The organism is Roseivirga sp. BDSF3-8, assembly GCF_041449215.1.
Classification (GTDB): domain Bacteria; phylum Bacteroidota; class Bacteroidia; order Cytophagales; family Cyclobacteriaceae; genus JBGNFV01.
On the sequence record NZ_JBGNFV010000001.1, the window covers coordinates 2,064,212 to 2,088,194 of the forward strand.

Here is a 23,983-nt window from a genome sequence, read left to right on the forward strand (position 1 = left end):
TATGTACAAACGATTAGAAAAATGCCCGCTCTGCAAGAGTGGGCATTTCCATAATGAAATGATTGTGCAGGATCATATGGTAAGTCAGGAGAAATTTGCTGTGTGCAAATGTGATAACTGTGAGATCATGTTTACGAATCCAAGACCAGAAAGGGATAATCTGGCAAAATACTATGAATCAGACGCCTATATAAGTCACACTGGCAAGTCATATGGACTTATTTCACCAATCTATAGACTGGTCAGAAAATATGCCCTCAGAAAAAAGGTGAAGCTGGTAAACAGACATGCACCCAAAAAAGCAAGGCTTTTAGATATTGGCTGCGGTACCGGACATTTTCTTAAATCTATTGCACATGATGGATGGCAAGCCAGCGGGGTAGAGGTAAACGATCAGGCAAGAAATATAGCTGTCAATCAAACTCCGGGAATAGTCTATCCGTCTATTGATAAGATACCACCTAAGAGCAAGTTTGAAGTTATTACCATGTGGCATGTTTTAGAACACGTTGATAACTTAGAAAAGACTATCCAACAGCTAAAAGAACTATTGGTAACCAAAGGAATTCTTATTTTGGCTCTACCAAATAGCTATTCATATGACGCACAATATTATAAGGAAGATTGGGCAGGCTATGATGTGCCCAGGCACCTGTATCATTTTAACCGGGACGCTATTAAACATCTTTCCAGTGAATATAAATTAAAATGGAAAGAAACATATCCAATGATCTTCGACTCATTCTATGTTTCTATGCTATCAGAAAAGTACCGTACAGGAAAACCGAATTATTTTAAAGCATTTAAAACAGGACTGGCATCAAACAGAAATGCCAGGAAGACTAAAGAATATTCCAGCCTTATATACGTACTGAAGAAATGAGACTCTTTAATTCTGCCATATGTATCGTAGGAATACTTTACGTGATGGCTTGTGCAAATATTTCAAGCCCTTCTGGTGGTCCGAGAGACGAGACACCACCGGAATTGATCACATCTGTGCCCCGCGATAATAGCACGAATGTGAGAAGTCGTGAGATTGTATTTGAATTTGATGAATACATAAGACTGGATGGCTTATCAAAACAACTAATAATCACACCAAGGCTCGATATAAACTACAAGTCACAGGTAAGAAAGAATGTGGTCACTATCACGTTTGATGAACCACTTCCTGAAAATACTACCTTCACTTTAAACTTCCGGGAAGCCGTAAAGGATATCACTGAAGGTAATCCTGCAGAAAACCTCAGGCTAGCTTTTAGTACGGGTCCATTTATAGATAGCTTAAGTTTAAGCGGCCAGGTAAATAACCTTCTTACAAATAAGCCGGTAGAAAAAGCCATAGTTGGTTTATATCCGGTTGATGACACTATCACGGTTTTCAATGGTAAGCCCTATTATTTTACGCAGACGGATGGTGGTGGAACCTATACTTTAGAAAACCTGAAGCCTGGAGAATATAATGTGTATGCGTGGAATGATAAAAATGATAACCTGGAGCTGAATAGTAAGAATGAGGGTTATGCCTTTCTCCCGGATCCAATCACCATACAAACCTCGGACTCCATTGAAACGCTCAACATTATCCAGTACGATTTCAGGGAATTACTACCAATATATTCAAGAACAGCGGGCAATTACTATGAAGTCAAATTCAATAAAGGAATCCAGTCTTACGATATAAGATACCCTGAAAGCGATAGTTTGATAGCTCTTTATAAACAGGATCAGAATTTATTAAGATGGTATCCGCAGGAAATAAAAGACAGTGTTCAAACAATTCTTAGTGTGACAGACTCCCTGTCCAATACCTGGACTGATACACTATATGTTAAGTTTGAAAACAACTCACGATCTAAGCCAGAGGCTTTCACATTCAGTATTGACCCAAAGGAAGGTAAAATTTCAAGATCTCAGGAGTTCAATCTCACCTTTACCAAGCCAGTCATACAAATCAACCTGCCTCAGATAATGTTAGCTTATGATTCACTCAATACACTGAATACAGACACTGTATCCTATACCTGGAATGCCAGCCGGACAATACTCACACTGAGTCCTGATCTTAGTAAAACGAACCTGGTAAAATACGACAGTACTAATTCCCCATTGCTTAGCCTACCCGATTCAACAAGTGAGGAAACCAGGAATCAGCTTAATGCCTCGATACAACAATTCAATAGAAGCTCCGGAAAAACATTTTCAATAAATTTTGGGAGTGCAGCATTTATAAGCATTGAAAACGATAGTTCTCAAAGTGCTAGCTATAACTATACATTTTCTACGCCATCAGACTATGGTATCATAGCAGGCAAGATCAATACAGACAAAGACAGCTATATTCTTCAATTACTAAATGCCAACTCAGAAGTAGTAAGAGAGGTAAAGAATACCAGGAGCTACCGCTTTACTTTAGTACCACCAGGAGACTATACCTTAAGAGTTTTGATAGATGAAAACAGCAACGGCCAATGGGATCCGGGGAACATCAGCAATAGAATAATGCCAGAACCAGTTATATTCTATGATAAGGTGATACCCCTAAAAGCGAACTGGGAAGTAGTTGATGAAAATATAAGCTTTTGATAACCTGTGAATAACTGTGGATAGCATGCGGATAACTCGGAAGTAATACACATGTAAAGGCTCCATAATGTTGGATAAGCTATCTCGGGCTAAACCCTGTGGAAAAGCCATGACTTAAGCATGACAAATACACAGACTAGTCCACATTCAAATGCAAAAAAGTTCTTATCAACAAATTTGTTGAAAATTGAGAATAATATTTTAACTATTTATATATCAGCTACTTACGATGTGGATTACCTGTGGAAAAGTTAGGAAAACACGTGATATTACCCACAATTTACAATCACAAAAATTTAATGAGGAAGTTTTCCACCTATCCACACCCTAGTGATAACAATAGAATAATAATTAAAATAAAAGTGTGATTAATATGAGTGCGTGGAAATCTCTCTTTGGCTCTTGTCTCACTGAAAGCTGTAGATTATTCGGAGGTATTTACAAAATCTCAAAAGGGTGGCTATGCCTACTCCTGATTCTGACCTTTCAGACAATGATCATTGGCAAAGCCAGTGCGCAGTCTTCTGGTAGCGAGGATGAGAATCTGCAGCTTGCCAATGAATACTATTCGCAGGCAGAATTTGATAAGGCACGGATCCTTTATGAAGAATTGGCCGGAAATACACGTATCATCCCTCTTATCCACAATAACTACTTCGAAATTTTACTCAACCAACAGGACTACAAAGCGGCTCAGTCCTACCTGAAGAAAACCCAGCGGTATTATCCTGATAATATCCGCTACGAAATAGACGAGGGAGAGATCATCAGAAGAAAAGAGAGCGAGGAAAAGGCGCGTGAATACTGGTCCGGACTCATTGATGCGTATGAAGGAAATCAGCAATATCTCCGGATTCTGGCTCAAAACTTTATAGACCGCAACCTCTTGAAGCTTGCAGAACAGGCTTTTCTGTCTGCTAGAACTAACACACCTGCACCGGGTGCCTATTCACTGGAGCTGGCTACAGTATACCGCCTGCAAGGCAACAAGCAGAAAATGGTAGAGGAATACCTGACTTTTGCTAAGTCGAGGCCGGAAAATATCGACTATGTGCAAAACGTAATGCAGGCAGTAATGGATGAAGAGGATCTTGATGATCTGGAAACTTATCTGTTAGACCGGGTGCAGGATAATCCTGAAGAAGGTGCATACAGTGAGATGTTGGTATGGGTCGCCCTGCAGAAGAAGGATTTTTACGGTGCTTTCATACAGTCTCGTGCCATGGATAAGCGTTTCGGTACCCAGGGTGTCAACAGCATGAAGATCGGCCGCATATCGCTTGAGAATAAGGAATACGAGACGGCTGTAAAAGTATTTGACTATCTGTCGAGGGAATATCCGGATGGACCCTACTATCAACTCGCAGGTCGCATGCGTATTCATAGCCGCGAAGAACTTGTCAAAAACTCGTATCCGGTAGACACAGTAGAGGTGCGAGCGCTGGTAAACGACTACCGCGAGCTTATTGACAGGCTTGGCTTGTCTAATCAGTCACTGGAGGCAATGCGTAGTAAGGCATTGTTGCATGCCTTCTACCTAGATGAGCCACAGATAGCAGAAGATTTGCTTAAAACTATAATAGCTACCCCCAGAGCTGATAGTAAGATTGTCTCCAAAAGTAAAATTGATCTAGGGGATATTTACCTACTCACAGGACAGCCATGGGAGAGTACTCTCCTGTATAGTCAGGCTGAGAAAGCTGAAAAAGATGATCCCATAGGGTATGAGGCCAAACTGAAAAATGCCAAACTAAATTATTATGAGGGTAATTTCCAGCTGGCGCAGGAACACCTTGACATCCTGAAACAAGCTACCACAAGGGATATTGCTAATGATGCCATGGACCTGAGTCTTACCATAAAGGATAATACCCTATTGGATACTACTGATGCGGCTATGCAACAATTTGCCCGCGTGGAACTGATGCTATTTCGTAACAAGCCCCAAATGGCAATGGACACCCTCAATGCCATGTTGGAAAAATATGAGGGGCATAGCCTGACGGATGAAATATGGTTTTTGCAGGCGGATATTCTTAGAAAGCTGGGGCAGTTTCAGCAGGCAATTGATATTCTCGAGCAAATAGAGATAAAATTTCCTAAAGATATTCTGGGGGACAATGCTATGTATACCAAGGGTCTTATCTACCAGGAGGATCTGAAAGATGAAGAAGTGGCTATGGGGATTTTCAGGGACTTTCTTATTCGCTATCCCGGTAGCATATTTTCTGCAGACGCGCGTAAACGCTTCAGACTACTTAGGGGTGATATGGTAAATTAATCTTTTATTGGTATGGCATAGTTTCACCAAATGTTATTTATTGGGTAGAAACAAAACCCAGATACAATGAAACCTACCCGATTATTTGACCTGCTTCCCTATCAGAAAGCAAAGGCACCTCTGCAGGATACCTTTGCTTTCAAACTTCCTGATGGTACCTGGAAAAAGTATAGTACCGATGAGGTCATAAAAATAGTCGATACGTTAAGTCTGGGTCTTTTGGAAAAAGGGCTTAAAAAGGATGATAAAGTAGCTATCATCAGCTTCAATCGTCCCGAGTGGAATTTCGTGGATCTTGGTATGCAGCAGATCGGGGTGGTCAGTGTACCTCTGTACCCTACTATCACTCCTGAAGATTATCGCTACATATTCCAGCAGGCCGGTGTGAAAATAGTCTTTGTTGCTGATAAGGAATTATACGACAAGACTAAGATAGCTATAGGAGATGATCCTATAGAGGTTTATTCCTTTGATAAAATTAGCGGCGTACCTCACTGGACAGCCATCAGTCAGTTAGGTAACGATAAAGATTCTGCCACACTCGATCCTCATCGTGAAACCGTAACCCCGGAAGATTTACTGACCCTCATTTATACCTCAGGAACTACAGGAAAGCCCAAAGGTGTGATGCTAACCCATAGTAACATCCTCAGTAATGCCATAGCGGTTGCCGAGTCCTTTCCTTTGCCTGGTGGATATCGCGCACTGAGTTTCCTTCCCCTTTGTCATATTTTTGAGCGTACTGCGGTCTACTATTATCTGTATTCAGCTACGGCGGTCTATTATGCTGAAAGTATGGAAACTATCGGGGACAACCTTAAGGAGGTAAAGCCACACCTTTTCACAACGGTGCCTCGCCTGCTGGAAAAAGTGTATGAAAAGATCGTAGCAAAAGGCCGTGAACTTACCGGGATTAAAAAATCCCTCTTTTTCTGGGCGCTGGGGCTAGGTGAACAATACGAGCTACCGCTTAATAAAGGCTGGTGGTACGAATTCAGACTTCGTATAGCAAATAAGATAATCTTCAGTAAGTGGCGTGAGGCATTAGGTAACAATATCGAATTTATTATTTCTGGTGCCGCTGCTCTCCAGCCCAGGCTGGCAAAGGTATTTTGGGCTGCTGATATTAAAGTACTCGAAGCCTACGGCCTTACAGAGACCTCTCCGGGAGTAAGCTTTACCAGGCTGGAGCCGGAAAATGCCCGTATTGGCTGTGCGGGCCCGGCCCTACCAGGAGTTCAAATCAAAATTGCTGAGGATGGTGAAATTTGCGTGAAGGGACCTAATGTCATGCAGGGCTATTATAAGTCTCCTGAACTTACGGCTGAAGTTATCGATAAAGACGGTTACTTCCATACCGGAGACGTAGGGGAGCTGGTTGAAAATCGTTTTCTTCGGATTACCGATCGCAAAAAGGAGATGTTCAAAACATCGGGAGGAAAGTATATAGCTCCCCAGCCGATGGAGAACAAGTTTAAAGAGAGTATGGTGATTGAGCAGATAATGATAATCGGAGACGGTGAAAAATTTCCTGCTGCTTTAATAGTTCCTTCATTTGATGCCCTGAAAAAATGGTGTGAGCTAAAGGAAATTCCATACTCCTCTGATGCTGAAATGATCGGAAATCCTTCCGTTCAGGAAAAATTTGATCGTGAGATCAGCAAATACAATGAGTCTTTTGCGCAATACGAAAGAGTAAAGCAATTCCGCTTGCTACCAGAGCCGTGGTCTATTGAAGGAGGGGAACTAACTCCTACCCTTAAGCTCAAGCGAAAGGCAATAATGGAAAAGCACGGCCCCCTGGTTAACCAGATATACGCTAAAGGCCCGGCTTGATTTTTAGCGAGGTGTAATTCAGATTAGCTTACACTCTGATTTTCAGATTTTTCAAAACTCTGTATGCAGTACATTCGTATGTTACTAGTGTACAGAGTTTTACAAATTTAATTTTTCTTTCTGCAGTTGTGTATAGCTTAACTTTTACGGAACCACTTTTTTCATATTGGTTTCCTGCTGGTCATTCTGACATCTGAAAATTTCCTATTTTTAGTATGCATGCATAATAAATATTTGCTATATTCGCTGCAATACCTTTGCAATGAAACGAGAAGAATCTGTCGATTATAATATTAAAGCAGCCTGGCATGCCATCGCACGCATGTACAATCAGCAGGCTGTTAAGCATGACATCACTACTTCCATCGGTTTCGTTTTGCTCAATATTGATTCTTCAGAAGGCACGCCTGCGACTAAAATAGCACCTCTGATGGGCCTTGAGGCCAGAAGTCTCACCCGAATGCTTAAAAGCATGGAGGAAAAAGGGCTTATTTACAGGAAGCAGGATGAGAACGATCGCCGTAGTATCCGTATCTATCTCACTGATACCGGTAAGAAAAAGAAGGAAGTATCCCGCCAGGTTGTAAAGACCTTTAACAAGGCAGTGCGGGAAAAAATAGATGAGAAGGACCTGCTTGCATTTTTTAGGGTCATCTCTGATATACACGAGATTATAGAGAAAAACAGCATATACAAATAGTTAACCGCAGCTGACAAATGAAAAGAGCGATTAAAAAAGTGGCCATATTAGGATCCGGTGTTATGGGATCCCGGATTGCCTGCCATTTTGCAAATATTGGTGTAAAAGCCTTGTTGCTGGACATCGTTCCACGCGAGCTTACAGATGAGGAAAAAGCCAAAGGCCTCACACTTGAAGATCCGCGCGTTAGAAACAGGATTGTGACAAGCTCATTCCAGAGTATCACCAAGGCAAACCCATCCCCCCTCTATCACAAGGAATACGCTGACCGTATCAAGCTCGGAAACTTTGACGATAACCTTAAGGAAATAGAGGACTGTGACTGGGTTATCGAGGTAGTTGTTGAAAACCTCGATATTAAGAAGAAGGTCTTCGATAATGTTGAAAAATACCGGAAGCCCGGCACATTTATCAGCAGTAATACGTCCGGTATACCCATCCACCTAATGCTTGAAGGCCGTAGCGACGATTTCAAAAAATACTTCTGCGGTACTCACTTCTTCAATCCTCCCCGCTACCTGCAACTTCTTGAAATCATCCCCAGCCCCGAGACCGATCTCGAGGTCATCGATTTCATGATGCATTATGGAGATCTTTATCTGGGTAAAACAACTGTTCTCTGTAAAGATACTCCGGCCTTCATTGCTAATCGCGTAGGCATTTATGCTATTATGAAGGTGGTAAATACTATGCAGAAACTTGATTTGAACGTAGATCAGGTAGATAAACTAACAGGTCCGGTTATTGGGCGGCCTAAGTCAGCTACTTTCCGTACCTCAGACGTGGTAGGTCTGGACACTCTTATCAATGTGGCCAATGGCCTTTATAATGGCCTGCCTGATGATGAGGAGAGAGATATTTTCAAGCTTCCTCCGGTTATTGACAAGCTTAAAGAGAAAGGCTGGCTTGGAGAAAAGAGTGGCCAGGGATTCTATAAAAAAGTAAAAGGAAAGGATGGCAAGAGCGAGATTCTCACTCTAAACCTTGAAACTCTCGAATACGAAGACAAACAAAAGGTGAGTTTTCCTACCCTTGAGATGACAAAACCTGTCGATAATCTTAAGGAGAGGTTCAAAATGCTCTTTTCCGGAAAAGATAAAGCCGGAGAGTTTTATCGTGATTCTTTCTTCGGTCTATTTAAATACGTTAGCTTCCGTATTCCTGAAATTACGGATGAACTGTTTAAGATCGATGATGCTATCCGAACAGGTTTCGGATGGGAGTTAGGTCCCTTCCAGACCTGGGATGCCGTAGGTGTTCGTAAGACTGTTGAGAAAATGGAAGAGGCTGGCTATAAACCTAATAATTGGGTTTATGAGATGCTGGAAGCCGGACATGAGACCTTCTATAAAGTGGAAGACGGTGTGCGTAAATTCTACGACATACCAAGCAAAACCTATAAAGCCATCCCCGGCATCGGTGATTTCATCATCCTTGATGATCTTCGCAAATCCAAAAAACTTTGGAGTAACGATGGTGCCTCTATTATTGACCTGGGCGACGGCGTGCTGAATGTTGAGTTCCACTCAAAAATGAATACCCTGGGTAGTGAAGTAGTCGAAGGCATCAACCGGGCCATAGATATGGCTGAGAAAGATTACAATGGCCTTGTCATAGGTAACCAGGGAGCAAATTTCTCTGCTGGTGCAAACCTGGGGCTGGTATTCATGTATGCGGTGGAGCAGGAATATGACGAGATTGATTTTATGATCCGTCACTTCCAGAATTCTGTGATGCGGGCACGCTACTCTTCGGTACCGGTAGTGGTAGCTCCCCATGGACTCACCCTTGGTGGTGGCTGTGAATTGTCGATGCATGGTGATGTGATGCAGGCGGCTGCGGAGACTTACATCGGCTTGGTAGAAGTAGGTGTCGGACTTATCCCCGGCGGCGGTGGAACCAAGGAAATGACTCTGCGTGTGGCTGATAGGATGCAGGAAGGTGATGTGGAGCTTAATGCACTGCAAAATGCCTTTATGAATATTGCCATGGCTAAAGTGGCAACGTCTGCGCACGAGGCAATGGATATGAACATTGTTCTCAAAAAGGACAGAATAACGATAAATAAGGATCGCCAGATAGCCGATGCGAAAGCTACCGTGCTTAAGCTGGCCGAAGAAGGCTATACCCAACCTATACAGCGTACGGATATCCGCGTACAGGGTAAGGCCGGAATGGCCCTCTTCCTGGCCGGTATCAATGGGATGAAGATGGGTAATTATATCTCAGCCCACGATCAGAAGATAGCCGAAAAGATTGCCTATGTGATGAGTGGCGGAGACCTCTCATACCCCACTGAAGTTTCTGAGCAGTACCTCCTCGATTTGGAAAGAGAAGCTTTCCTTTCTCTTACCGGAGAAAGAAAAACCCTGGAGAGGATTCAGTCTATGCTGCAAAAAGGTAAACCTCTCAGAAACTAATATTAATCGTATAGTCAAATAAGAAAATAAACAACAATGGACGCATACATTGTAGCAGGATATAGAACAGCAGTCGGTAAAGCAAAAAAAGGCGGATTCAGATTTGTCCGCCCTGATAATCTGGCCGCTGACGTGATCAAACATCTGGTCGGTTCTATAGAAGGACTGGATGCCAAAGAAGTAGATGACCTGATTGTAGGTAATGCCGTGCCTGAAGCTGAACAAGGCATGCAGATGGGGCGCATGATTGCGCTACTGTCACTTCCCCAGGAAGTACCTGGCCTTACTATAAACAGGTATTGTGGTTCTGGAATTGAAGCCATTAACATTGCCGCTGCCCGTGTACATGCCGGCATGGCTGATTGTATTATTGCGGGTGGTACCGAGTCTATGTCTCTGGTACCAGTGATGGGATGGAAAACTTCTCTTAACTATGAGATAGCTAAAAATCATCCTGATTACTACACAAGCATGGGGCTAACCGCCGAGGAGGTAGCTAAAGAATACAATATCAGTCGTGAAGACCAGGATGAGTTTGCTTATCGCTCACACCAGCGCGCAATGGATGCTATCAAAAGCGGCAGGTTTAAGGATGAGATCCTACCCATAACTGTTAACGAAACGTACGTTGACGAAAAAGGCAAAAAGCAGACACGTGAATATATAGTGGATACTGATGAGGGGCCTCGTGCCGACACTAGCCTGGAGGTACTATCCAAGCTTCGCCCTGTATTCGCACAGGGAGGCAGCGTTACTGCCGGTAACTCATCACAGACTTCTGATGGTGCGGCATTTGTCATGGTTATGTCAGAAAAAATGGTTAATAAGCTTAATCTCAAGCCTATTGCCAGAATGATGAGCTATGCTGCTGCAGGTGTTGACCCCCGCGTTATGGGTATTGGACCGGTGAAAGCAGTGCCTAAAGCGCTTGAAAGAGCTGGCCTCAAGCAATCAGATATCCAACAGATTGAGCTTAACGAAGCCTTTGCTGCCCAGTCTCTTGCAGTTATTCGGGGACTGGATCTGGATATGGAAAAAGTGAATGTAAATGGGGGCGCAATTGCTCTTGGTCACCCGCTTGGATGTTCCGGAGCTAAGCTTTCTATCCAATTATTTAACGAAATGCGCCGCCGAAACGAGAAGTACGGAATGGTAACCGCTTGTGTAGGTGGTGGCCAGGGTGTAGCCGGCATTTACGAATTACTCAATTAATAACTTTAAAGACTGGCAGACAGGAGCGGTATGGCTTAGGCCTTGATTCCAGTGAGTTTAACTCTTCCTATTGTCTGCCCGTCTCTTTCTAATACCGTTACGAAAAATGGAAGCAGTAGAAAACAAACAGTCCGTAAAAGGCGGCGAGTTTCTCATAAAAGAGACCGCTGCTCAAAGTGTATTTATTCCTGAAGATTGGTCTGAAGAGCAAAAAATGATTGCTCAGACCTGTAAGGATTTCCTGGAGCAGGAAGTTTATCCTCGCCTGGAAGAGATTGACAGCATGAAGAATCCTGAGCTGATGCCTCAGCTTATGGACAAATCAGGCGAACTTGGCTTGCTGGGTACGTCTGTCCCTGAGCAGTATGGCGGATTCGGCATGGACTTCAATACCTCCATGCTTGTAGCCGAGGTAATCGGTGCAGGTCATAGCTTTGCCGTTGCATTCTCAGCGCATACCGGTATAGGCACCCTTCCTATCCTATACTATGGAAATGATGAGCAAAAAGCCAAATACCTGCCTAAGCTGGCAACAGGCGAGTGGAAAGCTGCCTATTGCCTTACAGAGCCGGATAGTGGTTCTGATGCTAATAGTGGTAAAACCAAAGCTATGCCTACCGATGATGGCAAGCACTACGTGATCAACGGTCAGAAAATGTGGATAACGAACGGTGGTTTCGCCGATGTCTACATTGTATTTGCCAAAGTGGAAGATGACAAAAATCTATCTGCATTCATCGTAGAAAAAGACTTCGGTGGTATTACTATGAATGAGGAAGAGAAGAAGATGGGTATTAAGGGCTCTTCTACCCGCCAGATTTTCTTTAATGACTGTAAAGTTCCTGCCGAAAATATGCTCAGTGAGCGTGGTAACGGATTTAAAATCGCTGTTAATATCCTTAATATTGGTCGTATTAAGCTTGCGGCCTCTGCTATTGGTGCTAGCAAAGCGGTGCTGGATCATGCTGTGAATTACTCTAATGAGCGTAAGCAATTTGGTACCTCTATAAGCAACTTTGGTGCTATCAAACATAAGATTGCCGAAATGGCCAGCCGCACGTATGCCAGTGAATCTGCTGCCTACCGTGCCGGTCAGAATATTGATGATGCTTATGATGCCCTGATAGCCGAAGGCATGGACGAAGCACAGGCTAAACTGAAGTCTGTGGAAGAATTTGCCATTGAGTGCGCTATTATGAAAGTACATAGCTCAGAAGTACTTGATTATGTAGTGGATGAAGGGGTTCAGATTTATGGAGGTATGGGCTTCTCTGCCGATGCTCCTATGGATCGTGCCTACCGTGATGCCCGGATCAACAGGATCTTTGAGGGTACCAATGAGATCAACCGTATGCTCACCATTGACATGGTGCTTAGAAGAGCTATGAAAGGTCACCTGGATCTGATGGGTCCGGCCATGGCAGTACAAAAGGAGCTTACCTCTGTGCCCGACTTCAGCAGCAGTGATGATGATACCCTTTTTGCCAAGGAGAAGAAACTTTTAAATAACCTGAAGAAAGCGGGACTTATGGTAGCGGGTGCTGCCGTTCAAAAGTTTATGGATAAGCTTAAAGACGAGCAGGAAATCCTTATGAACCTGGCCGACATGCTGATCATGGGTTATACTGCAGAGTCTGCACTGCTTCGTACCGAAAAGCTCGCCGAGCGCCTCGGCGAGGAAGCTGTAAGCGTACAGGTGGATATGGTCCGGATTTATCTCAACCGTGCTATAGATCAGGCTGCTTCAGCTGGTCGTGAAGCTATTAATGCATTCGCCAGCGGCGATGAACAGCGTTTGATGCTTCTTGGTCTCAAAAGGTTTACCAAGCAGGATCCTGTGAACCTTAAAGAATTAAGACGTAAGGTTGCCGATTTTGTAATTGAAAAGAATGCTTACACATTCTAAGGCAAATGCCTGATATAAAAAAAGCCGGGATGATTTTATTCATCCCGGCTTTAATGTTTTTCACCAGTTTTATTACTGATTATCTTCTTCTACAGGGGGCGTAAGTACTTTATTTACTATATGAATCAGGCCATTTTGTGTCTCAATATTAGCCTGAATGATATCTGCATCATTTACGTCTACACCCTCCGGAGTAACTACCACATTCATGGGCTCACCCTGAGCATCTGAAGCAGGAATGCCTTCCACAGCTTCATCTACTCCTCCCATATCTGTAGTATCAGAGTCAGAGGCATCAGCCATTTCACCGAGATATTTCTTACCTTCTACTACATGAAAGGAAATTAATCTTTTCAGGGCGTCTTTATTCTCAGGCTTCAGAAGGTTTTCCAGCGCGCCGCTATCCAACTTGTTAAATGCATCATTCACCGGTGCGTATACTGTAAACGGACCTTCACCACTAAGCATTTCGCCCAGTTCTGCTGTTTGAACGGCCTGAGCCAGAGTACTGAACTGTTCGGCTGAAACAACTATATCAGCAATAGTTTTATCCGTAGTGCTCATGCCAAGGTCAATGGTTGCCTGTTCAGGGTCTTCCATTGCCTCCATTTCTGCAGGCTCTTCACTCACGTTTTCATTGCTTTCCTGGTTTTCGCTCCCATCACAGGACCACAAAAACAAGCTTGCCGGTAAAATCAGTCCGGCTATTATTCTTCTGGGTATTTTCATAATCTGTCAAATTGGCTATACCCTCATCAAACTGGTCAGTAGGTATTTTGTTAAATTTTAACCCTGCTCCATAATCATTTTGTCCAATGTGTTTGTGGATACGAAATGATAATTAGGCCGCGCCTTACGATAAATCTCTTTGGCCATTTCTTTTCCTTTTTGTGTTTCCAGCATAGCCCCGTAAATAGGCACAAGGAATTTTCGGCGGCCCGTATTGATCAGGAACTCCTCAAGCCTATTATATGCAGACGTATAATCATTTTTAATCGTAAGTACCAGCCACGCTGTTAGTACTTCTGAATTACCGGTAGAAGTGAAGCCAAATGCTTCGTCCAGTTCTTCCAGTTTAGTGGTATCCAGATCATCTGGCAACTCGCGTACAAAATGGAGCCATTCATGGCTGCTCCAGTTTGCTGTATCCAGTTCCGAAGCAGGAGTTCCATTTTGCCATGCTGTCAGCGCTTCATCCACCTGCGCAAAACGCGTAGATTCCACTTCAGGCATACTTGCCGGTAGGCCTTCCCTGTATATCCATGCATTAAATACAGCAGTATCTGGCTCCAGACCATTAGCTTCGTACAGGTTTTCAGACAAATACGCTAAAAACCCTTCAGTAGTCATAGTCGAAAAGGCGTTTGAGTTAAAGTATTCGGTCAGAAAAGCATCAAACTCTTTCCTTCCAACAGTCTCCTCCAAATAGCGCAGGAAGAAATACCCTTTATCATAAGCTATACTAGTGACCCCATCATCAGGATTTCTACCCTCTAGATCAAGTTTCAGTTTTGTGTCGGCACCGTTTCCATCAGCAATCATTTTCTTTACTTCTCCCTTCAGGTCTTTTTGGGCCAATGTTGCGAGCATTTCTGAGTAGTCCCTGCCAAATACTTCTTCCATTATCCGGTTTTCGAAATAGACAGTAAAGCCCTCGTTGAGCCAGAAGTCATTCCATGTGGCATTTGTTACCAGGTTGCCAGACCAGCTGTGAGCAAGCTCGTGGGCTACCAGTGAAGTGAGGGAACGGTCTCCGGCAAGTATGGTAGGCGTCACAAAGGTAAGCCTGGGATTTTCCATACCTCCAAATGGAAAGCTTGGAGGTAAAACAAGCAGGTCGTAACGATCCCATCGATAGCTCCCATAAAGAGATTCTGCTGCTTCCAGCATCTCATCCAGTTCGGCAAATTCGTAGGCGGCCTTTTCTATCGTCGCTGGTTCAGCATACACCCCCGTTTTTTCACCCAATGGTTCAAATACTAAGTCTCCTACCGAAAGAGCCATCAGATAAGCTGGAATGGGCTGTTTCATTTTAAAATTATATGTGCCATCTGCACTTTTCTCCGTAGGGTTCTCTGCACTCATAAGTGCAAGCAGGTTTTCGGGTACCTGTACATTAGCTGAGTAAGTGAATCTTATGCCAGGAGAATCCTGCAGAGGTATCCAGCTACGGGCGAGAATGGCTTGTGACTGTGTGAATAAAAAGGGCTGATCGCCGGCGGTTTGCACAGGTTCAAGCCATTGCAGTGCCTCCGCCTCCGGTGAGGTGCTATAATCTACCCTGACGTAATCAGTATCATCGTTCAATTCGATGACCAGGGCCTGGCCCATATAGTCATTCTTTTCACCTAATGAATACTTCAGTGACTCTTCTCCGGTTTTACCTTCCAATACTTCATTGATAGAAAGTCCTTTGGTATCCAGAATTAACTGTTTTGCGTCCTCTGTTCTGGAAATTTCTATCCCTGCAATTCCACTTAGCGATTTACTTGCAAAATCCACAGTGAGGTTGAGGTCCAGATGCTTCATTACCGCCTCTTCAGGTCTGGCAAAAGTGTGTGGGTCTTTCGTTAGCATCATATCATTATTTTCCGGCGTTTCAGACTGCTGGCCTGTTTCGCTTTCGGCGCAGCCCGCCATGATTAAGGTAGCTGCGGCTAGTAGTGTGGCTATGTTTCTAAGATTGAAAAACATTTTGTTCGGATTGATTAAGGCCAAAAAATACGAAACAATTGCTACAAAGAAGATTTTATCAGGGATAGGAATAAACGCTGAAATTTGTTTAAGAATAACTAAACAAAGAACAACTGATTTCCGTATAACATATTATAGCGTAAATAGACCTACGATCCATTTTTTTTTTCTATTCGCTGAATTTTTTTAAACGCATTATGAGCATTTCGATCTTTATTTTAATTTCTATTATTTTGATAATGCTTCTTAATAAGAAGCATACCATGTTTGCGAGAGTCCTCAAATACCTTATCGTGAGCCTGGCCATAGGTTTGGGTATTCACCAGGGAGTGACTGAGGTTTTTCAATACAAAATGCCGTTGTATTATCTTTTAATTACTTTCGGTAGTATTGTGACAGTTTCTATCGTATACTTCTTTGTAAGAAGAAGAAGCCTGCAATTCGCTAAAGCCTCTGGTTCAAAAAAATAATTTATTAATAGTTAAATGAAAGCCCGTAACAAGCGGGCTTTTTTTATGTCCATTCCAGCTTACTTCTCGTATTCCAGTAGCTTTCGCTATCTCGGGCACAGGCGGATAGCCTTTTCTCATCAGTTTCTTCCAGCGTTAATTTACCAGCATCACAGTTAGCCTTTAGTTGTGCTATAGTAGTAGCCCCGCTGAGTACAGTATCGCTCCATGGTTGCTCCAGAACATATGCTAAAGCAATAGCATCTGTACCAGTATCGTACTTTTGGGCCAGCTCACTTAATAACTTTAAGCAATCCTGATCTTCTTCAAACGTGTTTCGCTGAGTAAGCCTACCATTAGCTAAGCCCTCTTTCACGATCACACCCAAGCCCATCTCATGTGCCTTCATTAAGGCTGATCCCGCACTTTGCTCCAGCACATTGAAAGTCGCTTGTACACTATCAAATATCAGCAGGCCATCTCTTTCTTTGGTCAGAGCTTTGTGTAAAATTTCGGCTTGATTAGCTCCGCTTAGAGTCAGGCCGATTTTAATTCCGGAACGCTTAATTTCCCATAGTCTGTCCTCGATCAATTGATCGTCTAAGACACCGGTTTCCAAAGTAGCAGAATGTATCTGGTACAAATCCAGGTGTTCTCCCAGTAAACCTGTGCTTTCCGCCAGTTGTCTATTCAGGTTGTTGATGCTATGATCTTTTACCTCATGCTGCTTGGCAGTTGTTTGCCACTCAGCCGTATAGATATAGCCCCATTTACTTCCAATTATGACATCACTATATCCCCTGATATTTATCCATTCTGCCAGAAAATCTTCCCCTTTCCCATAAGACCTAGCTGTGTCGTAATAAAGTATACCCTGCTCATAAGCTAAATCAAACATCTGATGAGCCTGCTGACGCATATCTTGTACGGCTGTCTTTCCTTTCAGATCCTTCCCGTGGCCGAGATTCATATAGCCTGGCCGTCCTAATGCGGCTGTACCCAGACCTATCTGACTCACTTTAAGGCCTGTATTCCCAAGATTTACTGTTTCCATTCCCAAACAATTATGATCGTATTTGGTGTTATATTACTAAGCGATTCAAAAGGGCATAGTTATTGAGACCCACCTGATAGCCCTTCAAGCTGTTTTTTTTAGACTAACCCCATGTGCCGATGAAAAAATTTTTATCGACTTTACTTATTTTACTGATTTTATTGGTGGCGTCCCTATGTTTCATTAACAAACCTAAGAGCGAAGCTGAAGAAATAAAAGTAAAATCTAGCTCTGAGGGAATTATCCTGAAAGCTAGAGACCGACACTAAGCGTCTATTCTATAGACCTTTATGCCCCTGTATTTTCGTTGGATTTTTATATCTTAAGTATAAAGAAAACCTTCATGGCTGTGCTACAACATTTTCTTCCAACTCTCCTATTAGTTGCATTATCCCTACCTATTAAGGCACAGTTTAGCCTCATGGGTTCAGCTAAAAACATGCCAGATGGCTGTATTCAACTTACTCCTGCTGAGCCTTATAGCGAAGGACTCGCCTACTACAATACCCTATTAGATCTAAAGTATGACTTTGAGATCGGATTTGACATATACTTTGGTGCCAGGGATGAAAATGGTGCCGACGGCATTGCCTTTGTAATCCAAAATGATCCAAGAGGTAATCAGGCATACGGCACCTGGGGAGAATGTCTTGGTTATGGTACCTGGGATCGGAGCCGGCCCGGAGGTACTTATATAGCCCCCTCTATTGCAGTGGAGTTCGATACATACCAGAACCCGGGACAAAATGACCCTGACATGGATCATGTTGTCTACCTGGAGCAAGGATCAAATTTTCATACTATCTATTTCAATAATAACGATCCAGCCTATAACCTTGAAGACAATCGCCTGCATGACTTTAGGTTTCGCTGGGAGGCAAACGAACAGAAACTCACCATTCTATTAGACGGTTACACAGTGTACACTGGTGTAAAAGACCTTGCTAATGATATATTTGAAGGAACTACACTGGTGAGGTGGGGATTTACTGCCAGCACCGGACGAAAGTATAACCTTCAGTACTTTTGTCTGAGGCAGCTTGTATTTAACCCTTCGTCAGACAACACCCCCTTAATTTATCACAGTGAATAGATTAATCCCCCTGAAGTGTAATAACCAGCTTTCTGCTACCTCCGTGATTACGGTGCTCACATAAATAAACTCCCTGCCAGGTACCAAGATTTAGTCCACCATTAGTAACCGGAATGTATACAGAACTGCCCAGAAGGCTACTCTTAATATGTGCAGGCATGTCATCCGGCCCTTCAAGCGTATGCTTATAATACGGGGCATTTTCCGGAACCATCTCATTGAAGTGTGCTTCAAAATCATGCCTGACCGTAGGATCAGCATTCTCATTAATAGTAAGCCCGGCAGAAGTATGTTTGATAAAAACATGCAGTATACCAGCTGATACAGAGGGAAAGGATTTTATGGCTTCCTCTATGTGGCTAGTAATAAGATGAAAGCCCCTGTTTTTGGAGGGTAGATTTATTTCAGTCTGGTATGTTGCCATAAAAATCAGTTATTATATTCGTACGCCCCTATATCCGGCATTGCATCACGAGGATTACCATTCAGGTCAATTATAATATCACTCTCTATGCCATTGTTAATGAGTGGGCTTAAAGTATCAGGCTGAAAAAGATACCTGATCGGATCTGCAAAACCGGGCTCTGTATTCAGGAGATTGTCATTACCTTCAAAGATTTCTCCCTGTGCCTTAATCAGGTTATGCGATAGTCTGAAGCTTTTTGGTTCTCCCGCAGTGCTGTCAATTACCACCTCATCACCATTAAAGCCGCGGCCCCATACGATTGAGTTTTCTAATACGACATTGAGGGGGTTAACAATATTTTCTCCGCTATTTGCTAGACCATTGTCACTAAATACAACAGCTGGCACTTCTCTACTAAAAAGATAGTTATAATTAGCAAAGGTGCAGTGATAGTATTGGTAATTACCACCACCCAGATTTGCTATTAAAAACTCACCACAGGTGTTGACAAGGGTATTTTCTGCATATACATCAGAATCGAGAGTAAGAATACCGGACAGGCTTATGTTTTCAATAACTACCTGTCTCATGATTAGGTCAGGTATCGTATCCTCATCATAAGTGGTTAGGTTCACCCCTACCACACTATTTCGAATACTGGCATATTCGATATGATTATCTCTGCTTCCTTCAAGAAAAATGAGACCACCCCACTGGCCGGGAGCATTATCAAAGCCCTCGTCCAGCCTGCTGTTCCTAAAAACTACCGTATTTGCAGAGTCTCCCTGAACGCGAAGGTTCCCCTGAATAAAAAGAGCTGCTCCATTATCTGCATAAATTTGGGCACCCTTTTCGATAGTGAGGGTGCAAAGAGAATCTACCAGAACAGGACCAAATAATACGTAGGGCTTTTGAGCAGTCCACGTATCATTACAGGTAAGAATTTCATTACCCAAGAATATGGCGTCTTGTCCGAATGCTTCGAGCTTCACATCCTGCAAGTTCTTGTTAGTGGTGAACACTACAGAATCCTTTACCAGGAAAGGAAGGGTTTCGTCCCGGGGATCTATGGTGATATCTACTAATATAAGCAGGCTATCGTTACCAAATAAAAGCTGATCCTCAAAGCTATATCCCCTCTCTCCATTTACAGAAATGCGATACGGTGAATCCTGCCCTTTTCCCAACGCGATCTGGGCAATGCTTACAGCATTTTCGTTGGGATTATAGACCTTAAATCGTCTGCTTATACTACCCACACTAGTAAAAAGCGTATCGAACCTTACAGAATCCTGACTAAAATTCAGCCGGGCATCACCCGAGGTAATAATTTGCTCATCAAATGGCTCACAAGCCCAGCAAATTGCCAGAATAGTCAGGAATATTAACCCCTTAACTTTACCCTTCAGCGCCATCTTTTAATTTTTCCGTATTCTCAGCAAGACGAAGCTGTTCGATTATATCTCCCACTTCTCCATCCATAATAGCTCCCAGATTATGTACAGTGTATCCAATACGATGATCAGTTACCCGGCTTTGAGGGAAATTATACGTGCGGATCTTTTCAGACCTGTCTCCGCTTTTTACCATGGATCTTCTTTGAGCTCCTATGGCTTCATCCTGCTTAGCCTTTTCAATGTCATATAAACGGCTTCGGAGTACCTTTAGTGCTTTTTCAAAGTTCTTGATCTGCGACTTCTCATCCTGGCAGGAGACTACCATACCAGTAGGCAGGTGAGTAAGCCTGACGGCCGAATACGTAGTGTTTACTGATTGACCACCGGGACCGGAGCTACAAAAGGTATCCTTTCGTACTTCGTTCATATCTATCTGAACGTCTACTTCTTCCACTTCAGGTAGTACAGCCACGCTGGCAGCAGAGGTATGCACACGCCCCTGGGTTTCGGTTGCAGGTACACGCTGGACCCGGTGAACTCCGGATTCAAATTTGAGCATGCCAAATACGTCTTCTCCACTCAGGGTACTTATAATTTCCTTATAACCACCGGCAGTACCCTCCGTAAGGTCCAGTACATTCATGCTCCAGCCTTGTTTCTCTGCAAAGCGCTGGTACATACGATGCAGGTCACCTGCAAAAAGGGCAGCTTCATCCCCTCCGGTACCAGCTCGTATTTCCAGAATGGCGTTTTTAGAGTCGTTAGGGTCTTTAGGAATAAGCATGTATTTCAGCTCCTCTTCCATTTGCTCTTTTTCCGGCTCCAGTGTTTCTATTTCGCCTTTTGCCATTTCTCTGAACTCCGGATCCTTTTCATTTTTAAGAATGTTCCGGGCGTTTTTGAGATTATCCATTACCAGGCGATAGTCGTCGTATTTTTTAACGATCTTTTCAAGGTCTTTATATTCCTTACTCAGTTTCGAGTACCGGCTCATATCAGACACTATATCAGGTTGTACGATAAGCTGCCCTACCTCTTCGAACCTGTGCTTTATCTCTTCAAGTTTTTCAATCATTGCTCAGTCTATTGACTATCAAAAGTAATAAAGTAGTCGGACTTCCTTACCCAAATTCCGGTTGGCATGATATTAGCCACTCAATCCGGACAAAAAGAGGCGGGTATCTTGAATATGTAATAAACAGACAGAAATGCATCCAAATCAGTGCATTAAGTACAGTATGTTTGTATTACGAATATTGTCAGCCCGCTATATGTTTATAGTAAAACTCTGAAAACACCATGATCAGACAATTGAAAAAACTCTGGCTGATTGCTTTTTTGCTAGCTGTCCCCGCTTTGTCCCAGGCACAGGATTACAAGTTTCATTCTGTGTTCATTTACAATTTTACCAAGTATATCCAGTGGCCTGAAAACTACAGATCTGGTGATTTTGTCATTGGCGTACTTGGAAACTCCCCGATTTCTGAAAGCCTGGAGAAGATGGCAGCTAATAAAACGGTTGGCCAGCAGAAATTTAAAATCGTGAAGTTCAACTCACTTGACGAAGTAAGCAAGTGCCACATTCTCTTCATTCCCAATGACAAAAGCCACCTGCTGGATAAAACCTTGCAAAAAACTCAAGGGCAATCCACTCTTGTAATTACCGAAAGGCCAGGCCTTGGCGAGAAGGGAAGTAGTATAAACTTTATTCTTGACGATGGGCGCTGGAAGTTTGAATTAAACCAACAGGCCACTACCCGCTCAAAGCTTAAAGTTTCAGGTGAACTGGTAAAGTTCGCGATCCTTATTTGATCCGACCGATTTAAATCTAAAAATACAAAAAACCAGCCTATTTACGCTTCCTAATTATGTTCCGGAAGCATAATTATCATTTATCACACAGGAGGATAATGAAGAAATTCAGGTTTACCATAGGTAACAAAATTCTTTTCGGGTTTCTGCTTCTGATCGGCATATTTGTGGGTAATAGTGCAATTAATTACTACACTCTTCTTAAAAATGATCAGGTTATCAGACAGTCTTCGGAGGTAGTAAACCCTTCCACACAGGCACTGGAAGATTTTCACCTTATGATTACCCGCAGTAAGATGCTGGTGACTAATTGGGTGTATCTTCAGAACAATGTTGACGACAAGGAGGCTCTCAAGGTTTTGCATGAAGAGGAGTATCCTGAACTTCGGGATCGCCTGCTGGAGCTGTCTACCAAGTGGGAAGACAAGCAACAAAAATCAGAAGTGGATTCCATGTTCACCGATTTTGAAACCCTTCTGAACACCCAGGAATGGGTGATGAACACACTGGTTTCATTCGATGATTACGAAGACTTCACTATAAAATGGCAGGCCGCAGACAGTATTGAGAATGCCGTCCTGCCACGTTCTCAGGCGCTTATAGATGACCTTAAGAAACTGAAAGAAACGAAGGGTGAAGAGGAACGATTAGCCAATGCCTCAATTATTAAGGCTTCTGATCAGCTACAGACTACAAACATGGTGCTGGCCCTTCTTATTCTAGGCATCGGGTTATCGGTGGCATGGCTTATGTCTCGCTCTATCACACGCCCTATCAATACGATCAAGGCGTTAATTGCTAAGCTTGGAAAAGGAGAGCTGCCCGATAAGAGAAATACCAAAGCGTCAAATGATGAGATAGGAGAAATGGCAGTGGCAGTAGATGCACTGGTAGATGGACTTCGTAGCACATCATCATTTGCGGAAAATATAGGTAAGGGTAATTATCACTCAGACTATAGCCCGTTAAGTGAAAACGACGTATTGGGTAATGCCCTCATCGAAATGCGAGATAACTTGCAGAAGGTAGCCGAAGAGGATAAAAGACGTAACTGGGCTACAGAGGGTATGGCTAAATTCGGTGAAATATTGCGTAAGCATACCAATAACCTTGAGGAACTGAGTGATCAGGTAATTAGCAGTCTTGTAAAATATATGAACGCTAATCAGGGTGGGCTATTTATACTTAAAGAAAATAGTACTGACAACAGCGAGGAGCACCTCTCATTAGCTGCATGTTATGCCTGGGACAAAAAGAAATACTTAGATCAGCAGGTGCTAAAAGGCGAAGGTCTTGCTGGCCAGGCATGGATGGAAAAAGATACCGTCTATGTTACCGAAATACCTCAGGATTATATCAAAATTACCAGTGGACTGGGCGAGTCGAATCCTAGCAGTATTCTGATTGTACCACTGAAGGTCAATGACGAGGTGTATGGGGTGATTGAACTAGCTTCTTTCCATGAATTCAAAGAATTTGAGATTGAGTTTGTTGAAAAAATAGCCGAGAGTATTGCCTCCTCTATAAGCGCTGTCCGAATCAATGAAAAAACTCAGTACCTTCTGTCGGAGTCCACAGAGCTTACTGAACAAATGCGTGCTCAGGAAGAGGAAATGCGGCAGAATATGGAAGAACTTCAGGCAACCCAGGAGGAGATGCAACGTGCTCAGCGTGACCGTGAAGAAAAGGAACGAATCATAGATCATACCCATATCAGCATTGAGACTGATGCCAGCCTTGCAATAAGAAATATGAATTCGATTGCTAAGAATTTACTTGGTAGTTCGGCAGCTGTTGGTTCAGCTCTGCAAGGCGTAGTACTAAATGGTGATGCGCTTAATTCTGCATCATCCAAGCTCCAGGATGGAAAGGAATGGAGTGGCGTACTTACGCTTAAAACAGCCAATGGCGACCAATCTGTCGTTAACTTCGGTGCAGGACAGGCACAAGACCCTTACACAGGGGAGACCCGCTTTCTCTTTTTTGGCATGAAAATGTCTGAAGCTAAAGTAGTTAGCTAAAAGGGTAAAGGAAACAGTATTTGTGAAAGCCATTCGCTCATTTGCGGATGGCTTTTATTTTTGCTGACATCTAATAAATTGTTAAATTAGGGCAACAAAAGTACATGGATATT

18 protein-coding genes are annotated in these 23,983 nt (G+C 43.1%); 12 read left to right on the plus strand and 6 right to left on the minus strand.

All coding sequences use genetic code 11. The features are described from left to right. Window position 1: 1 nt before the first annotated feature. The 8 genes from AB9P05_RS08405 to AB9P05_RS08440 all read left to right on the plus strand — a co-directional run bounded on the left by AB9P05_RS08405 (window position 2) and on the right by AB9P05_RS08440 (window position 12,944). Window positions 2-883 carry a class I SAM-dependent methyltransferase gene (locus AB9P05_RS08405; protein WP_371908378.1) on the plus strand — a complete coding sequence of 294 codons (882 nt, stop codon included), beginning with the start codon at window positions 2-4 and terminating at the stop codon, window positions 881-883. Continuing rightward, window positions 880-2,589, plus strand: coding sequence for an Ig-like domain-containing protein (locus tag AB9P05_RS08410; protein WP_371908379.1), 1,710 nt, complete (start codon window positions 880-882; stop codon window positions 2,587-2,589). The genes AB9P05_RS08405 and AB9P05_RS08410 overlap by 4 nt, the downstream gene beginning before the upstream one ends. 493 nt (window positions 2,590-3,082) lie before the next feature. Then, the gene (locus AB9P05_RS08415; protein WP_371908380.1) at window positions 3,083-4,870 is read left to right on the plus strand and encodes a tetratricopeptide repeat protein; all 1,788 of its coding nucleotides are present in this window, start codon (window positions 3,083-3,085) and stop codon (window positions 4,868-4,870) included. A 66-nt stretch (window positions 4,871-4,936) separates the two neighbouring features. Beyond that, window positions 4,937-6,706, plus strand: coding sequence for a long-chain fatty acid--CoA ligase (locus AB9P05_RS08420; RefSeq protein ID WP_371908381.1), 1,770 nt, complete (start codon window positions 4,937-4,939; stop codon window positions 6,704-6,706). Window positions 6,707-6,968: 262 nt separating this feature from the next. Then, on the plus strand, window positions 6,969-7,406 hold the full coding sequence (locus AB9P05_RS08425; RefSeq protein ID WP_371908382.1) for a MarR family winged helix-turn-helix transcriptional regulator: 438 nt from the start codon (window positions 6,969-6,971) through the stop codon (window positions 7,404-7,406). A gap of 17 nt (window positions 7,407-7,423) precedes the next feature. After that, window positions 7,424-9,826, plus strand: coding sequence for a 3-hydroxyacyl-CoA dehydrogenase NAD-binding domain-containing protein (locus AB9P05_RS08430; protein WP_371908383.1), 2,403 nt, complete (start codon window positions 7,424-7,426; stop codon window positions 9,824-9,826). A 36-nt stretch (window positions 9,827-9,862) separates the two neighbouring features. Further along, on the plus strand, window positions 9,863-11,038 hold the full coding sequence (locus AB9P05_RS08435) for an acetyl-CoA C-acyltransferase (protein WP_371908384.1): 1,176 nt from the start codon (window positions 9,863-9,865) through the stop codon (window positions 11,036-11,038). 106 nt (window positions 11,039-11,144) lie between these two features. After that, window positions 11,145-12,944, plus strand: coding sequence for an acyl-CoA dehydrogenase family protein (locus AB9P05_RS08440; RefSeq protein WP_371908385.1), 1,800 nt, complete (start codon window positions 11,145-11,147; stop codon window positions 12,942-12,944). Window positions 12,945-13,016: 72 nt separating this feature from the next. Here the strand turns inward: AB9P05_RS08440 and AB9P05_RS08445 are convergent, their stop codons facing one another. Beyond that, window positions 13,017-13,673, minus strand: coding sequence for a fasciclin domain-containing protein (locus tag AB9P05_RS08445; RefSeq protein WP_371908386.1), 657 nt, complete (start codon window positions 13,671-13,673; stop codon window positions 13,017-13,019). 57 nt (window positions 13,674-13,730) lie between these two features. Continuing rightward, the gene (locus AB9P05_RS08450) at window positions 13,731-15,638 is read right to left on the minus strand and encodes a M1 family metallopeptidase (RefSeq protein WP_371908387.1); all 1,908 of its coding nucleotides are present in this window, start codon (window positions 15,636-15,638) and stop codon (window positions 13,731-13,733) included. A 239-nt stretch (window positions 15,639-15,877) separates the two neighbouring features. On the opposite strand from AB9P05_RS08450, the gene AB9P05_RS08455 reads away from it, so the two are divergent. Further along, a complete protein-coding gene (locus AB9P05_RS08455) occupies window positions 15,878-16,108 on the plus strand; it encodes a hypothetical protein (RefSeq protein ID WP_371908388.1) in 231 nt (76 codons plus the stop codon). 43 nt (window positions 16,109-16,151) lie between these two features. On the opposite strand, the gene AB9P05_RS08460 is transcribed toward AB9P05_RS08455, so the two are convergent. Then, a complete protein-coding gene (locus AB9P05_RS08460; RefSeq protein WP_371908389.1) occupies window positions 16,152-17,141 on the minus strand; it encodes an aldo/keto reductase in 990 nt (329 codons plus the stop codon). A 343-nt stretch (window positions 17,142-17,484) separates the two neighbouring features. Between AB9P05_RS08460 and AB9P05_RS08465 the strand changes: the two genes are divergently transcribed. Continuing rightward, window positions 17,485-18,234: an L-type lectin-domain containing protein gene (locus AB9P05_RS08465; protein WP_371908390.1), complete on the plus strand. Its 750-nt coding sequence runs from the start codon at window positions 17,485-17,487 to the stop codon at window positions 18,232-18,234. A gap of 1 nt (window position 18,235) precedes the next feature. Here AB9P05_RS08465 and AB9P05_RS08470 read toward each other — a convergent pair whose 3' ends face one another. From AB9P05_RS08470 to prfA, 3 genes are read right to left on the minus strand one after another with little or no spacing between them, the layout of a single operon-like run. Beyond that, complete coding sequence (locus AB9P05_RS08470) at window positions 18,236-18,658, minus strand: secondary thiamine-phosphate synthase enzyme YjbQ (protein WP_371908391.1); 423 nt, start codon at window positions 18,656-18,658, stop codon at window positions 18,236-18,238. Window positions 18,659-18,663: 5 nt separating this feature from the next. Beyond that, window positions 18,664-20,055, minus strand: coding sequence for a right-handed parallel beta-helix repeat-containing protein (locus tag AB9P05_RS08475; protein WP_371908392.1), 1,392 nt, complete (start codon window positions 20,053-20,055; stop codon window positions 18,664-18,666). Beyond that, window positions 20,039-21,112 (minus strand): peptide chain release factor 1, encoded by a 1,074-nt coding sequence (prfA, locus tag AB9P05_RS08480; protein ID WP_371908393.1) that lies wholly within the window; start codon window positions 21,110-21,112, stop codon window positions 20,039-20,041. The genes AB9P05_RS08475 and prfA overlap by 17 nt, the downstream gene beginning before the upstream one ends. A gap of 224 nt (window positions 21,113-21,336) precedes the next feature. Here prfA and AB9P05_RS08485 point away from each other — a divergent pair, with 224 nt between their 5' ends. Then, window positions 21,337-21,849 carry a YfiR family protein gene (locus AB9P05_RS08485; protein ID WP_371908394.1) on the plus strand — a complete coding sequence of 171 codons (513 nt, stop codon included), beginning with the start codon at window positions 21,337-21,339 and terminating at the stop codon, window positions 21,847-21,849. Between the two features lie 98 nt (window positions 21,850-21,947). Further along, window positions 21,948-23,870: a GAF domain-containing protein gene (locus AB9P05_RS08490; protein WP_371908395.1), complete on the plus strand. Its 1,923-nt coding sequence runs from the start codon at window positions 21,948-21,950 to the stop codon at window positions 23,868-23,870. Window positions 23,871-23,983: the final 113 nt, after the last annotated feature.

Bases quoted from the DNA above. Each gene is read 5' to 3' on its own strand.
- AB9P05_RS08405 (WP_371908378.1), top strand. From the start codon at position 2: ATGTACAAACGATTAGAAAAATGCCCGCTCTGCAAGAGTGGGCATTTC.
- AB9P05_RS08410 (WP_371908379.1), top strand. From the start codon at position 880: ATGAGACTCTTTAATTCTGCCATATGTATCGTAGGAATACTTTACGTG.
- AB9P05_RS08415 (WP_371908380.1), top strand. From the start codon at position 3,083: ATGATCATTGGCAAAGCCAGTGCGCAGTCTTCTGGTAGCGAGGATGAG.
- AB9P05_RS08420 (WP_371908381.1), top strand. From the start codon at position 4,937: ATGAAACCTACCCGATTATTTGACCTGCTTCCCTATCAGAAAGCAAAG.
- AB9P05_RS08425 (WP_371908382.1), top strand. From the start codon at position 6,969: ATGAAACGAGAAGAATCTGTCGATTATAATATTAAAGCAGCCTGGCAT.
- AB9P05_RS08430 (WP_371908383.1), top strand. From the start codon at position 7,424: ATGAAAAGAGCGATTAAAAAAGTGGCCATATTAGGATCCGGTGTTATG.
- AB9P05_RS08435 (WP_371908384.1), top strand. From the start codon at position 9,863: ATGGACGCATACATTGTAGCAGGATATAGAACAGCAGTCGGTAAAGCA.
- AB9P05_RS08440 (WP_371908385.1), top strand. From the start codon at position 11,145: ATGGAAGCAGTAGAAAACAAACAGTCCGTAAAAGGCGGCGAGTTTCTC.
- AB9P05_RS08445 (WP_371908386.1), bottom strand. From the start codon at position 13,673: ATGAAAATACCCAGAAGAATAATAGCCGGACTGATTTTACCGGCAAGC.
- AB9P05_RS08450 (WP_371908387.1), bottom strand. From the start codon at position 15,638: ATGTTTTTCAATCTTAGAAACATAGCCACACTACTAGCCGCAGCTACC.
- AB9P05_RS08455 (WP_371908388.1), top strand. From the start codon at position 15,878: ATGCTTCTTAATAAGAAGCATACCATGTTTGCGAGAGTCCTCAAATAC.
- AB9P05_RS08460 (WP_371908389.1), bottom strand. From the start codon at position 17,141: ATGGAAACAGTAAATCTTGGGAATACAGGCCTTAAAGTGAGTCAGATA.
- AB9P05_RS08465 (WP_371908390.1), top strand. From the start codon at position 17,485: ATGGCTGTGCTACAACATTTTCTTCCAACTCTCCTATTAGTTGCATTA.
- AB9P05_RS08470 (WP_371908391.1), bottom strand. From the start codon at position 18,658: ATGGCAACATACCAGACTGAAATAAATCTACCCTCCAAAAACAGGGGC.
- AB9P05_RS08475 (WP_371908392.1), bottom strand. From the start codon at position 20,055: ATGGCGCTGAAGGGTAAAGTTAAGGGGTTAATATTCCTGACTATTCTG.
- prfA (WP_371908393.1), bottom strand. From the start codon at position 21,112: ATGATTGAAAAACTTGAAGAGATAAAGCACAGGTTCGAAGAGGTAGGG.
- AB9P05_RS08485 (WP_371908394.1), top strand. From the start codon at position 21,337: ATGATCAGACAATTGAAAAAACTCTGGCTGATTGCTTTTTTGCTAGCT.
- AB9P05_RS08490 (WP_371908395.1), top strand. From the start codon at position 21,948: ATGAAGAAATTCAGGTTTACCATAGGTAACAAAATTCTTTTCGGGTTT.